General features: G+C 27.6%; 14 protein-coding genes. 2 read left to right on the top strand and 12 right to left on the bottom strand.

The features are described from left to right. Positions 1-826: 826 nt before the first annotated feature. The gene (locus ACN5J5_RS00580; RefSeq protein ID WP_418645413.1) at positions 827-1,669 is read right to left on the bottom strand and encodes a hypothetical protein; all 843 of its coding nucleotides are present in this window, start codon (positions 1,667-1,669) and stop codon (positions 827-829) included. A gap of 284 nt (positions 1,670-1,953) precedes the next feature. Here ACN5J5_RS00580 and ACN5J5_RS00575 point away from each other — a divergent pair, with 284 nt between their 5' ends. Together ACN5J5_RS00575 and ACN5J5_RS00570 are read left to right on the top strand one after the other, a co-directional pair. Continuing rightward, a complete protein-coding gene (locus ACN5J5_RS00575; protein WP_418645424.1) occupies positions 1,954-2,196 on the top strand; it encodes a hypothetical protein in 243 nt (80 codons plus the stop codon). A gap of 6 nt (positions 2,197-2,202) precedes the next feature. Beyond that, the gene (locus tag ACN5J5_RS00570; protein WP_418645423.1) at positions 2,203-2,709 is read left to right on the top strand and encodes a DUF2335 domain-containing protein; all 507 of its coding nucleotides are present in this window, start codon (positions 2,203-2,205) and stop codon (positions 2,707-2,709) included. A 279-nt stretch (positions 2,710-2,988) separates the two neighbouring features. Here ACN5J5_RS00570 and ACN5J5_RS00565 read toward each other — a convergent pair whose 3' ends face one another. The 11 genes from ACN5J5_RS00565 to ACN5J5_RS00515 all read right to left on the bottom strand — a co-directional run bounded on the left by ACN5J5_RS00565 (position 2,989) and on the right by ACN5J5_RS00515 (position 13,983). Further along, positions 2,989-4,707, bottom strand: a complete 1,719-nt coding sequence (locus tag ACN5J5_RS00565; protein WP_418645422.1) for a hypothetical protein — start codon at positions 4,705-4,707, stop codon at positions 2,989-2,991. Between the two features lie 821 nt (positions 4,708-5,528). Then, positions 5,529-6,185: a hypothetical protein gene (locus ACN5J5_RS00560; protein ID WP_068704887.1), complete on the bottom strand. Its 657-nt coding sequence runs from the start codon at positions 6,183-6,185 to the stop codon at positions 5,529-5,531. A 157-nt stretch (positions 6,186-6,342) separates the two neighbouring features. Next, entirely contained in the window at positions 6,343-6,855 is a 513-nt protein-coding gene (locus ACN5J5_RS00555) for a YfbU family protein (RefSeq protein WP_418645421.1), read from the bottom strand. Positions 6,856-7,160: 305 nt separating this feature from the next. Then, positions 7,161-8,018 (bottom strand): hypothetical protein, encoded by an 858-nt coding sequence (locus tag ACN5J5_RS00550; RefSeq protein WP_418645420.1) that lies wholly within the window; start codon positions 8,016-8,018, stop codon positions 7,161-7,163. Positions 8,019-8,263: 245 nt separating this feature from the next. Beyond that, the gene (locus tag ACN5J5_RS00545) at positions 8,264-8,980 is read right to left on the bottom strand and encodes a hypothetical protein (RefSeq protein WP_418645419.1); all 717 of its coding nucleotides are present in this window, start codon (positions 8,978-8,980) and stop codon (positions 8,264-8,266) included. A 336-nt stretch (positions 8,981-9,316) separates the two neighbouring features. Next, positions 9,317-10,045 carry a CPBP family intramembrane glutamic endopeptidase gene (locus ACN5J5_RS00540; RefSeq protein WP_418645418.1) on the bottom strand — a complete coding sequence of 243 codons (729 nt, stop codon included), beginning with the start codon at positions 10,043-10,045 and terminating at the stop codon, positions 9,317-9,319. A gap of 344 nt (positions 10,046-10,389) precedes the next feature. Further along, positions 10,390-10,689, bottom strand: coding sequence for a type II toxin-antitoxin system RelE/ParE family toxin (locus ACN5J5_RS00535; RefSeq protein WP_260584642.1), 300 nt, complete (start codon positions 10,687-10,689; stop codon positions 10,390-10,392). Beyond that, entirely contained in the window at positions 10,682-10,930 is a 249-nt protein-coding gene (locus ACN5J5_RS00530) for a type II toxin-antitoxin system ParD family antitoxin (RefSeq protein WP_260584643.1), read from the bottom strand. Before ACN5J5_RS00530 ends, ACN5J5_RS00535 begins: the two co-directional genes overlap by 8 nt. 886 nt (positions 10,931-11,816) lie before the next feature. Further along, entirely contained in the window at positions 11,817-12,458 is a 642-nt protein-coding gene (locus ACN5J5_RS00525) for a Shedu anti-phage system protein SduA domain-containing protein (RefSeq protein WP_249997416.1), read from the bottom strand. A gap of 3 nt (positions 12,459-12,461) precedes the next feature. Continuing rightward, positions 12,462-12,800, bottom strand: a complete 339-nt coding sequence (locus tag ACN5J5_RS00520) for a hypothetical protein (protein WP_418645417.1) — start codon at positions 12,798-12,800, stop codon at positions 12,462-12,464. A 151-nt stretch (positions 12,801-12,951) separates the two neighbouring features. Further along, positions 12,952-13,983 (bottom strand): kinase, encoded by a 1,032-nt coding sequence (locus tag ACN5J5_RS00515; protein WP_418645416.1) that lies wholly within the window; start codon positions 13,981-13,983, stop codon positions 12,952-12,954. Between the last annotated feature and the right edge of the window lie 452 nt (positions 13,984-14,435).

The following is a 14,435-nucleotide window of genomic DNA, read 5'->3' as shown; positions in this document are numbered from 1 at the left end:
TTTAATTTTTCCAGCGCAATATTATTCAATATTAATTTCTAGAAAAGATAAATCACTAATTAGGAATTTCTGGCTGAAATTCCGCCATTACTTGCAACGTGTTTGTGCATGATTTCGTTAAGGAAAAGAGCGCAGCACTTTTCCGAATTTGAACGAAAGATAGTAAAAAAGCGAGGAATTTCCGCAAGGAAATTCTACCTTAATGAATTATGCGCGTTGTTGGGTTTTCGTTTTATATGTTTTTAGTTTTTTTCCGCTGTTTTTGTTTTAATTCCGTTTCAATTAATATTTTAGAAAACTTTTCACGCAAAGAGTTTAATTCCGCGGTTTTGATTCTCACGCTCTGATATTAAATTCTATTTTTCAATATTTCTGAGGTTTTTCCAAAAATAGAAATCATAGAATTAAGCTTTAAAAACTCTTATTTTTCCGTTGTTAATTTTTCCGCAATAATTCTCAACTGGAATTTTTCCGTTTGTAAAAATGATTCTTAAAAACCGAGAATTTTCAAAATATTTTTTTTGACGTTTTTCTGAGATTAATATAATTAAAAGCTGAAATTTTTCAAGCTGATTTTTATGTAACGAACAATATTTCAATAGAACTTTTTCGAAAATTTTTCCACCATTTAAAAATTTACTTTAAATACTAAAAACATTGATTTATAAAATTTTTTCGTTAATGAAACCCAACGTGTTTGTATATGGTTTGTTGCGTGGTTTAAGTACCGAATTTAGCAAATAAAAACCGAATAGAAAATCCGCGAGGATTTTCGTAAGTAGGCTAGAACTAGCAATAAATTATATGCGGTGTTAGCCACTGGTATTTAAAATGGTAAATCTTCAAGTTCTGGTTTTTGTTCAGGGTAAGTATCATAATTATCTACTTCTGCTCCAAGAACATATTCTTTCCAATAGTATTTTCCTTTTTCTGTAAAATAATATTCATTATTCTCTTCTGATTCTCTTTTTTGAATAATTTCATTATGAATATATTTTTCTTTAATTATTTCGTTAAGTGATTGAGGAAAACTACTGTAGTTATTAATGCTTATTCCAATGTCTTTAAAATAGGGAAATAGTTTTGATTTCCGGAATTCGACAAATTCTTTAGTTAATTTTTCTTCTGCTTCTTTACTCAATCCATTGTTTAAGAAACCTTTCAAATTAAAGTTTTCCTCTTTGATTTTCGTTAATTCAATTTTCTGGGTTTTAATTATTTCTTGATATTCCAAATTAATTTCTTTGAACTTTTCAATTTTAGAATTCAAATCTGCTTTTTCTCGATAATTTGCTTTAATGTCTTCTAATTTACTCTCTTCAATAGCAAGATTTTGTTTGTTTTTGATGTCAACAAATAATTGTTCCGTTTGATTGTTTTTTCGCCCATTAACCGATTTCTTATTTAGTTCTTCAATTAGCCACATAAAATATGGTAAAACGATTGTGTAAATCAAAGCGATTGCAAGGGGTAATAATAAATTATAAGAAAGTGAAGTATATTTATTTTCAATTACTTGAAATTTCTCTTCTATTTTCAAATCGGAAAACAATAGAAATAAGATTGGTTTCCAATTAATAATTAAAAACGAAAGAAAATAAGTTCCAATAAAAGGATTCCTAACTCTTTCTTTTGACGTTTCCATAATTGTTTTTAGAAGTTCTTTCAATTTTTCATGAGTTTAGGTTACTTGTGGCTAACGTGTTTGTATATAGAAAGTAGCGTGTAATTAATCACATACTTTTCCGACTAAATTAACGTTAATAAATAAACAATACAAATAAAGTAATAAACTTAATAGCTATTTTTTATATACGTTGTTAGCTGTAGTTTTTATTTTATTATTAAATTTGTCACAATTTTTAAGTATATGTTCAAGAATACGTTAAATTTTATTTATATTTATGGCGTATGGATGATTCAAAACTAATATACAAACACGTTACTAACAATATGAAAAAACGAACAAAAGTACATAGAAGAACTACTCGTTTATTACCTAAAAATAATTTTATGGTAGGATTAGGAAGCGTTCTTAATATTGCTGGTTCTTATTTTGATTATAATTATTCAAAATCGGATGCAGAGGCTGATAGAAAAGCTCTTAATTCAGATTGGATGAGTGTTGGCGAAGATTTTAAAACTGCTAAAAAAGCATTTGAAAATAAAAATTCTAATAAACTTTGCTTAAAATAAATTAACTTGAGTAATAATAATTCAAACAGTAATAAGCCCGTAAAAGCTAAAATTCCAGAAGAGTTACAGGAATTAGAAGAAGAATTAACGAGTATTAACCCTAAAATATTTGATGGTTTATCAAGACATAAAAAACTTGATATATTACAAAGTTTATCTTTTACTTTAATTCAAGAAAAGTCACATTCAGGTCCATTACCAGATGCAGAAACGTTGATTCAATATGATTCAGTAATACCAAGTGGAGCTGATAGAATAATGAAAATGGCTGAAAAACAACAGAGTCATAGAATTTCAATAGAAAGTAAAGTCGTTTCAAGTCAATCTTCTCAAAGTAAGTTAGGACAAGTTTTTGGACTTGTAATAGGTCTTGCAGGAATAGGTTGTGGTACTTATTTAGCTTCCATAGGACAAGATGTTGTTGGAGGGATTATTGCAGGAGGAACAGTTGTAAGTTTAGTTTCAGTTTTTGTTTTGGGTAAAAAAGCTCAAAGAAAAAGCCTTGATGATTAGTCTTAACTTAGGACAAACTTAAAAATACGTTACCGATTTTCCGTTGTTTGAAAGTCACTCTTAGTCATACAACCTTGTCAGTTTATTATTAAATACTTTCATTATCCTCAAATTTATTATTTTGGTTTTGAGTGAGAAATTACAGCTAACGTGTTTGTATATGGTTTGTTGCGTGGTTTAAGCACCTAATTTAGCAAATAAAAACCGAATAGAAAATCCGCGAGGATTTTCGTAAGTAGGCTAGAACTAGCAATAAATTATATACGGTGTTACCTGCAGTTATTTGTTTTTTAAATATCCTATTAATTCTCCTTGTACTTTATTGAATGATGATGGTGTTCCTAATTCAATAATTTTTTTTTCATTCATATAAATTCGAGTATAGACTTCAATTGTACTCATCATAAATTGGGGTTCTTCTATGTGTTTAATATAACTATCAATTAGGTCAAAAATATTTATTAAACCTTTATTAAAATAGTCTTCATTATTTTCAAAAAATGTTAGATTAATAAAAATTATTTTTTTGATTTTTATATTATTTAATTTGATGTCTTTTAATTTTTCTTGAAACTTTTCATTAAAGACTTTATTAATTCCTTCAGTTCCAAAAGACAAGTCTGTGTAAAGAATTATTGGGTATATTTCTTGTGTTTCTGAACCAATAATTTTATCAAATGACACTCCATCATTATTGTTAATGTCATTGATTGCATTTATTAATTGAGAAATACCTTTTGGTTTTCCTTTTTGATTTGATATAAATTTTTTATTGAATTCATTGAAAACTTTTTCTTTGTTTCCTTCATTTTTCGCTATCGAATTTAACATAACATCTTTAAATTCAATTAAACAAATTTTATTGCTAGACCTAACATATACATCACACAATTCATCATTGGATGAATTAATACAACTAGTTCCAAAAAAATTTATGTAATTAGGAAAACAACTGTTTATTATAATTGGCAGATACTTTTCTTCTGTAAAATCTTTACCTTTTTCAGATAAAAAGTTTCCTTTATATTTTTTCTTTTTTAAAAAAGAATTAAATGAAAATACCTGAGCACTATAAAATTGATTAATAAGAAAATTTACATCTAAAATTAAATATTCATATTTAGAAATTTGATATAAAAATTTTCGTCTTAGAAAACCAAAACTATCATCATATTTATAGTTTGAAACTTCAGAATTGATACAAAATTTCTCTATGAATTTAAGACTGATGAAATTTGCATTTATTGAATCTTTTAAGTTTAAAATATAATTTCTTTCTTTATCTGGGATGCCTATATTTATTTCAGTAAACATAACCAACAAGCTAACGAGTAATTCTTTATATGTGTTTAGATTATAAGAATTATAATATTCTTTTATATGCAATTGGTGTTTTTTTTCTGAATCTAAATATTTAAAAAAATAGACACCTCTTGTTAATTGACTAGTATATTCTAGAGTAGATATATAATCTCTTTGATATATCAAACTTGGAATTAAAAGTTCTTCTATTTTATCTTGTTCATCAGCTTTTGTTATTTGATCTTTCTTAATTTTGATTCTACCATTTGCTAAACTATTGATTATTAAATATGCTTTAAAAATATTGAATAAATCTATATTTGATAATTGTTTATACTCTAGTTCATTATAATTTTCTAAAATTAGATTTTGAAAAAGAAGGTTAGAATAATTCCAAAACATAATAGGTGAATGACCTTTTTGGGCAATTTCTTTAATTGTTGAAGTCCATTTTAGTTGTTTATCTTTTCCACAATTACCAAGCAATCTATTTACGAGATTAAACTGAGTTTTACCGGTATTTTCGTTATTTTCATTCAAAAACAAATTGACACTAAAGAATGAAATATATTCCAGTAAATTTCTTGAAGAGATTTTATTAATTAATTCTTTTGCTTCATCATAATTTTTATGTTTTCCAAAGAAGTCATTATAATCAACTAAAACATAAAGGTTCATTCTTGTATCAATATTCATTATGTTTTTTTTAATTGCAGGTAACGGTTTTGTGTTATGAAAAGTTGCGAGTTTTGTGAGCGGCAAATTTTCCGCAGGAAAAATTGACAAACGCAAAAGAGCAACAACTTTTGATTAAGCTAAAAATAAGCAATTTTTTATACACGTTGTTAGCAAATGCGTGTTTTTTTATGCTTTCCTATTTTTCTTTTGAAATATATTCCGCAAAGATTTTAATTCCGCCGTTTTTGATTTTCACGTTGTGATATTAAATTTCACTTTTTCAATATTTCTAAGATTTTTTCACAAATAGAATCATAGATTTTAGCAAGAGTTTTTAGTTACGTTTTGCTCCGTAATTATGTTTTTAAGTTTTATAGAATAAAATTTTCCTGCTTAAAATTTTTGCAATTAATTTAATTGACACTTTCTATTCCGCAATTTAATTTTTCCGGTTTTTGAATAAGTTTTCACGTTTAATATTTTTATAAAGATCTTATTTTGCGTTTTGCTATTCAATTTTTCCAACTTTATATAAAATTCTCAGATTTAATGATTTTGCAAAGAATTTAATTCCACGTTTTGCTCAATTTTTAAAAGAGATGAAAATTCTAAATTAGCGAGTTTTTATTTTTTAAATTTTTAAGCAGAAAACATAATTAAAAACAGGGACATTTCAGGCTGCGGCTCCAAAGTTTTTGCTAACGTGTTTGTATATGGTTTGTTGCGTGGTTTAAACAACTAATTTAGTAAATAAAAACCGAATAGAAAATCCGCAAGGATTTTCGTAAGTAGCCTAGAACTAGCAATAAATTATATACGGTGTTGTGTGTTCGTTTTTATTAATAATTAATATTCTCCCAAACCAATAAATCTTCAATCCTCTCCAAATTCAAATTTTCTGATTGATTAATAGCTTTAATTCGGTTTGAAAATTTTTCTAAAATCAATTCTGTTTCATTAATAGCCTTTTTCAATTCCTCTTTTTTTATTCGAAAAACCCTTCTCTTAGGAATTGGAGTAAATTCCTCTTCAAACTCCTGAACATTTAAATCAAACATAATCTCGTCTTTGTCAAATTTTACTATTGGAGCAGGGTGTCCTTCATAAAAAGATTCTTTTCCATTTGAAATGTTTCTCCAAAACTGGATATCTCCTAAATCTCCGCAACATTGTGGATAGAAAAGCTTTTCTCCATTAATTTCAAGAACATATCCACCAAATAAAGGACTTGCTTGTTCTCTATCATATTCAGCTTTTCGTAATTCCTCTGTGTGGTCAACGACAATTTTATTAAGATTTTCGTCACTAATTAAATCAATACTGTAAATCGAAGCTCCAGGGTCGAATGGCTTAAAAGAATCTTTGAATCCAGCTTTTTTGTATGACTTATGATTGAAATCATCCCATTCAGTTGGATATTTCCAATAAGGTCCCTGTTCAGGAGATTCAATCCCCTGATTTGCATATCCGATTTCTATTACTGGTATTAACTTCATTTTTTTCTAATGACACACAACGGCTTTGTATATGATTTGTTGCGTGTTTTAAGCATCTAATTTAGTAAATAATTACCGACCAAGAAAGTCCGCGAGGACTTTCGTAAGTAGGCAATAAGCCAGCAATAAATTATATACGGTGTTGTATGTAGTTATTTTACTGAACTGAAATTAATTCCTTCAAATCTTCAAAATTCAAATCATATCTTCTTGAATCTAATATTTTTTTGTAAACAGGAAGCATTTCTCTATAGTTTGAAATTGTCATTGAATTATGAGAGTTTAAATACAATTCTTTATGTTCTGCCCATTTCCCTTGTTTTTTAATCATAAAACTTGTGTAGTGATAATGTTCGTCATTATTGGCATCAAATCCCTTGAAAGTCAATTTATTTAAATCCAGACTTTCTTTTTCCTCTTCAGTTAAGTTTGGAATTGCATTTGATATGTATCTAAACATATTCAAAATATCGTGTGTTTCAGTGCAGTAATTATATTCCATTTCTTCCTGGTCTACATTAAACACTTCTCCATATTGTCCTGTATATCCATTTTCGACAATTTCAGCTTTCTTTTCATAATATTCAGCTTCATCTTCTAATTTTGATAAGATTCTAAACTGATTGGCTAAAATTTGTCTTTCTGTAACTGTTAATGTTTTTGGTATCATAGTATTTTTTTAAAATTTATATATTCTATAAATAGTCAAAGTAAATGCCAAAGAATAATTAACTAAAAAATCAGAACAAAATTGTCAGAAATTTGACAGCTTGTCATTTTATTCATCTTTATGTCAGTATATTATGTGGTTGTTTCGGGATTTTTTCTTTAATTACATACAACGTGTTTGTGTATGATTAGTTGCGTGTTTTAAGCACTAAAGTTAGCAAATAAAAACCGAATAGAAAATCCGCGAGGATTTTCGTAAGTAGGCTATAACCAGCAATTAATTATACACGGTGTTACCAATAGTTATTATTCCTTTAAATTATAAATGGCTTTATTGGTTGACTCAAACTTTATTTCAATTCCGTCGTTTGAAACTTCTTTTGTCAAGTTATGAATCATTCCAGAATTTTTAAACTTTAATTCATAGTATTCCGTAGTTCGTTTAGTTTTTAAACTATATGTTATTTCTCCATTTTGATAAATTCCATTAAACTTTTCTATAATAGGTTCGCCTTCTTCTGAACATTTTTTTATTAACTCACCTTTTACCTCATTATTTTTTGGTGATAAAATAAACCATAAGTCAAATGAACAATAATCAGATTTTCTTTCATATCTGTATATCTCATTTCTTTTAAGTTCTATATTATCTCTTTTATCATAGTTATTTTCAAATAAAAAACTTGCCCCCAAAAGTTTCCCTAAATCTGAAGGAACAGAAGTTTCAACTATGAAATCATCGCTTGTTTCTTGAATAGTATATTCTATATCAACTTTCATATTCAATATATTGCGAATTCTTTCTTTAGCAAATTCCAGATTATTGCCGGTTTCTTTTATATTATTTAATGAAAAATCAACTACTTCTTGTTTTAATTTTAATCCTAATTTCGCTGAACATTCACAGGATTTCAATTCTTTATTTTTCCCAGTTGTTCTTATTAAACTCAATTCAAGATTATTGTTAAAAAAATTATTTAGATATTCTTCTTGAATACCCATTCCTTGTCTGTATATAGATTTTTGCTTTAATATTTCATCTTTTAAAATACCTATTACAGTTTTTTTTTCAAGATTTCCATCGCATTTTATAGATTCGTCTTTGCAGGACATAAATACAGAAGTACTTAATAAAAATAATAATAAAGTTTTTTTAATTCTCATAGTTTAATTTATTGGTTGATTTTTTTTGTTTCAATTTCTTTAATAATTCAATCTGTTATATTTCTATCTATAAGTGCAGTTTGGTTAATTATTGGTAACGTTGTTGTGTATGATTAGTTGCGTGTTTTAAGCACTAAAGTTAGTAAATAAAACACAGATAGAAAGTCCGCGAGGACTTTCGTAAATTGGCTAAAATCAAGCAATTAATTATACACGGTGTTGTAAAAAGTAATTTTTCACTTCGTTTATAATTTTTCCTTTTTCATAATGATTGGACGTAATTTCTTTTTTAATTTCTCAAATTCCTCTTTAGTCATCATATCAATTTCCATTAATTCTTTTGCCTCTTTTAACTTTAAAATAGCTTCTTCTCTTGTCATTTTTCTGTTTTTTAACAAAATTTCACCAGATTCAATTGCTAATTCAGTATCCATAACACTTAAGTATTTATTAATTCCAAAAGCTTTTCCGTTCATTTCTCCTAAAACCATAATAAGATATAGTGGCTTTTTCTTACTTCCTCTATGATAGGCTTTTATTTCTTTAACTATAGCTTTTGTATTTTTCAAACTATTACTAGCCATCACTTGAGCATCTCCATTCAAAGCAGTCATAATACTTCCAAATCCAGCTGGTCTTCCCATTTTAACAAACTCATAAGTTTTCTTGGTTGTACTTCTTGTTTTTGAAATACCACCTCTAGCTCTGTTTCCATAACTACCTGTGTAAGTTTTCGAACTCATTTCTTGATTTGTCGGATTTCCTAAAACGACTGTATCTCCAATTTTAATCACATTATCATTAATTGTTCTATACTTTTTTACTAACGTTCTATTCTTAATTTTTTTAAAAAAATCAATATTTTGAGTATTTTCATAGTTTAAAGAGTCAATTTCTCTTTGTGCACTCAAACTCATAATTGTTAATAATGTAATTGTCAATAAAGAAATAATCTTTTTCATATTTTTTGTTTTTAATTAATTTTCAATTTATGTTCAGGTTTATTTTTTACAACGGTTTTGTATATGATACGTTGCGTGTGTTAGCACGAAAGTTAGCAAATAAAAACCAGATAGAAAATCCGCGAAGATTTTCGTAAGTAAGCCAGCACTAGCAATGGATTATATACGGTGTTGTGCTTTCGTTATTTTATTCATTTACTAATTTTTCTTTTATTAAACCGATTATTTTTAAACTTTTAATGAATTCTTTTGCAGTCATTGTATTCTATTCTTTTAGTTTTCAAAACTCAATGAAATCCAATTTTATGTAATTAATAAAATAAGCTTATTCTAATTTTATTTTAGTACAGTTTGAAATATATACAAAACAATGAGAGCTAAAGTGGATAAAACAAAATTATTAACTGCATGAATAAGGAGTACATGCCAGATATTTCTTGTCCAAATAAATATTAAATTTAGAAATAAGCCAGCTGTCATAAAACTAACAGTACTGACTATGTGACCATCAAAATTATAATAATGAATTAGTCCGAACAAAACAGAATTGAGGATTACAATTGTTATTCTAAATAAAGTGTTTTTAATAAAAAGCTTATAAAGTAATGTGTATCGAAAAACAACATCTTCTAAAAGTGAGGTAAAAACAGGACCTAATGATATAATTAAATAGGTCAAATTCACTTCCAAGATTTCTTCAGGTTGGATTGTTTCTGTAATCGGAACTGAAGGAAGAAAAGATCTTGTTAAAGTAATAATTATTTGAATAACTATAGCTCCAAGAATCACTAATGTCCAAGAAGCAAATTTTGACTGATTAAATCTGACCCAATTTTTTTTTAATAATTTTGAATATAGGACACAAACAATAATAAATAATAAACCTCTAAATAAACTATCGGCTAACCCCATAGTATATTTATCATCGAAGATTTTCATAAAAACTAAAGAGCTAATAGCTATTAATGGGATAATTAGGAGAGCAAATAAATCTCTTAAACTAAATTTAATCTTATTTGGAAAATTTTCTCCGTAGGTTAATTTTAAATTATCTATAAATTTCATATTCTTAAAAAAGTAAAATTAATTCTTGTTAAATTTTATTTATTATTGGAAAACTCAATGTTTTCATGTTTTTTATTCTGTATAATGTTTGGCTACTAGCTTTTTTTAATTTGAAAGGTTCACTGTAACATCTAATTACTTTATCATTTTTGTACATAATTGTTTTGAATTATGTAGCCTTATTTCAGGACGGGACAAAATGAAGCACAACGTGTTTGTGTATGATTAGTGGCGTGTTTTAAGCAACTAATTTAGCAAATAAAAACCGAATAGAAAATCCGAGAGGATTTTCGTAAGTAGGCGAGAACCAGCCATTAATTATACACGTTGTTGGGTGTAGTTTTTTATTCAGTCAATTTATTTTTCAAATCCATTCTTTCGTGTAAAATTCTAACAACTTCAATTTCATTCACAGAAACTGAGTAATAAAAAATTATGTGCTTTCCAGATTTGAGCCCGAGTAAGTTTTTACTTATTCCGTTATATACTTTTCCAATTTCAGGGTTTTCTCCGATATTTTCACAAGATAGTTTAAGCATCATATAATATTTATCGGCTTGATTTTCAGACCAATTTTCAAAAGTATAATTCCAAATGTCATTCAAGTCATCATTGGCTTTTTGTCTAATATTAACTTTAGCCATTCTTTCTTTTATCGGATTTTAATTTTCTTAGATTTTCTTCGAAGTCAAAGTTTTCAACTATTGGGCTGTTTAAACCTTCTTGTATTGCATTTCTTAAAGCAATTACTTTACTTTCTTCATTTTCTAAAAGTCTAAGTCCAGCACGAATGACCTCGCTTACATTTTTATACCTTCCAACTGTAACTTGTGAACTCACAAATTGGTCAAAATAATTTCCGAGTGATATTGATGTATTTTTCATTATTTATAAATTTACTCAAAGTTACCAATTTTTGGTAAAAATTCCAAATTTATCTCGATTTTCAAATTACACCCAACGAGTTTGTGTATGGTTTCGTTACGGAAAATAGCGCAGCAATTTTCCGAATTTAAACCAAAGATAGTGAAAGTGCGAGGATTTTCTGCAAGAAAATCCCCCGTAATGAACTATACACGTTGTTGGGTTTTAGTGCTTTTTGTTTTTATTGTTTTTTTAGTTTATTTAGTTCCATTTTTCATTCCTTTTTTTGTGCTTAATTTCACGTTTTTTAAAATTATTCAATTCTGCATTTGAGTAAAAAATTCCGCAAAGTTGAGTTTCCATTTTTCATTCCGTTTTAGTGCTTAATTTCACGTTTTTTAAAATTATATTCCATAAAATTATTCAATTCTGCGTTTGAGTAAAAAATTTCGCAAAGTTAAGTTTCCATTTTTCACTTCTTTTTTTGTGCTTAATTTCACGTTTTTTTAAATTAAATTCCATAAAATTATTCAATTCTGCGTTTGAGTAAAAAATTCCGCAAAGTTGAGTTTCCATTTTTCATTCCTTTTTAGTGCTCAATTTCACGCTGTAAAAATTAAATTCTATAAAATTATTTAATTCTAGGTTTGAGGGAAAATTCCGTAATAATAAGTTTCCTTTATTTTTCTCAAGATTAAATAACTTTTTTTATTCTTAAAAGACTAAAATTTTTGAAATTCAACGAGATTTTTTTGCATTAAACCCAACGTGTTTGTGTATGATTAGTGGCGTGTTTAAGCACCTAATTTAGCAAATAATTACTGAATAGAAAATCCGAGAGGATTTTCGTAAGTAGGCGAGAACCAGCCATTAATTATACACGGTGTTGGCATTTCGTTTTTTTATTTCAGAGTGCTTTTCTCCAAAAATCCATATATCCATATTCAGTCCAAAATTTTTCTAATTCAGAATGTTTTAGAGATTTAGGATTTTCTTCAAAGCTCCATAGTTCTCCAAATTTTTCTTTAGCAACTTTTAATGGTCGTAGAAAAACATCTGAACTTCTAACTTCAATTGTGCTTGTGTCATTGTGATAAGCTCTCCATTTTACAGCACTTTCAGTTTGCCAATCTTCTTTTGTTCCACCAACTAGAATATATCTGAATTTTGATACAGCACCAAAAATTCGTTTTTTTTCAAGCGGATTTTCTTTGAAATATCTGTCCCAAGATTTTACTTGTTCAATTGAATGATTAAGTTCAGAAGTCGGTTCGTTCTTTTTCGTAAATAATTTCATTTTGGGTTTCTCAACTTCAACTAAAACCCATTCTGGACCACTTGAATTGTCATTTAACCAAGCAAAGTCGCATCTGAATTTTCCACCAAAAGATATTTCAGAAAAATTTGGTGAAATTCCGTATTTTCTTGAATATAACTCATAAAATAAAAATGAATTATTTTTTAATATTTTAAGAAGTTGAGTTTCTGAATCTTCGTTAAAAGCCTTTATTAAGTCTTTCTCAACATTTTGTAAATCCCAAGTACTCATAATTTATAAACCATTAAAAGCTGAAATAATTTCTTGGTATGTTGTTGAATTATCGAAAGTATGTAAAACTCCTCCTTTATGTGTTCTTTCTTTAAGTTCAATTTGTTCTGTTGAATGATTATAAGACATTGCATATCTGTTGTCTTTAACCCAAAACCAAATCATATTTGCTGGACTACCATTATATTCTCTAACTTCGATTTCTCGGTCAGATTTCCAGACTATTGCTCCTAATAAAGCAAGAGAAACACCTTCAACATTTCCTGCGTGATGGTCAGCTCTATCTAAAACTCCATTTAAGTATTTTTGTAATGTTTCTATTGAGTCAATTGAAATTGCCATATTTTAGTTCTATTGTTTAAATTTAGTTCGGTGTCAAATGAATGCCAACGTGTTTGTATATGATTAGTGGCGTGATTCAGCACCTAATTTAGCAAATAAAAACCGAATAGAAAATCTGCAAAGATTTTCGTAAGCAAGCTAAAACCAGCCATTAATTATATACGGTGTTAGCAACTGGTATTCTCAGTCTTTTATCTAATAATGCCATATATTTAAGGCCCGTTTGGTCAAATACTTTTTCAGGACTTTCATATTGTAGAGCAGAGTGTATAGCATTTGCAAAAGCTGGTGTTCCTAATATTCCAAAACCTGTTGCAAATCCTATAATTGCACTTGCAGCACCACATATACTTCCGAAAAATATTTTTCCAAACTGACTTTCATTCATCTTTGCAGATAATTCATTTTTTCTCAAAATCAACTCTTTTACTTTTTCATTGAATAAGTCTGATTCTATTTCAAGATTCTGGTCTAATACAAGAAGTTCAACTCGATTTCTAAAACCTTCAAGTAAATCTGAATGATTTTCTTTAAAGCGTCTTAATTTAGTAAAATCAATTTCTTCTGGAAAGGGAATTAAATCATCTAAAATAATTCGTCTTTTTGTTTGTCTTATTTTTAATTCTTTAAAATCTTTTCTTGAAATTTTAGAATAGGGATAATATCTCCCCATTTTATCACTCATAGGTTGGCAATCCAATTTCTCACTTATAATGGTTGAAATGTAAGCCATAAGCTCATTTGCTGTGGCTTTTTCAATATTATACCATTCTTCTCCATTTTTTTCGGCAAGACCAGCTTGTTCTAATCGATAAAAAACCTCTCTATCAAATTTCTCAATATGTATTTGCGGACCTTTTGTATTAAATTTATCTGAATGAATTCGTCCCGTTTTTCCGTTTTGAAATTTTTTTCTACGTCTCTTTAAGTTAAATTCTTTACTTTCAACATAGTCAATGAATGGTTTAACTATATCCCAAGGATTATTTAGTACTTCCATTGGGCTTACAGGAATAACCAAATTTTCTCTTATTAAATCTCGCATATGATTTTCATACCTTTCAGGTTGCTCATTAAATCGAGTAGGTACAATACAACTAATTGTATCATAATACAGTAATGTTCTATTTGTCCAATCTGTCTTGGGAACATTAATATATGGATAGTACAATAAGTTTTTCATAGGTGAGTTTTTTTTACTTGTTGCTAACGTATTTGTGTATGGTTTCGTTACGGAAAAGAGCGAAGCAATTTTTCGAACTTAGACCAAAGATAGTAAAAGTGCTAGGATTTTCTGCAAGAAAATCCCCCGTAATGAGCTATACACGTTGTTGGCGTTTCGTAGTTTAGGTTTCTGCTTTTTTCGTGTTCTATTTTTAAGTAGCTAAAATTCTCAAGTATTTTTTTCTTTTTATTCAATATTCAAATTCCGAATAAATTCTCACGATTTCCATTCCGCAATGTTGCTAAAGCTCATTTTTAATTCCCGTAATATTCTCTCTCTCTTTCTTTTTATAACGATTTTTCGCTTATTAGATTCTACAAGATTTTTCTATAATTATAAAAATGTTCTTAAAAACTAAATTATTCTCTTTTTAGCGCAACGATTCCATATTTATTTTTAAACTAGACGAT

The sequence above is a fragment of the Tenacibaculum insulae genome (assembly GCF_964512435.1).
In the GTDB taxonomy this organism is placed as follows: Bacteria; Bacteroidota; Bacteroidia; order Flavobacteriales; family Flavobacteriaceae; genus Polaribacter; species Polaribacter insulae_A.
This window is presented reverse-complemented; position numbering and strand designations above follow the sequence as displayed.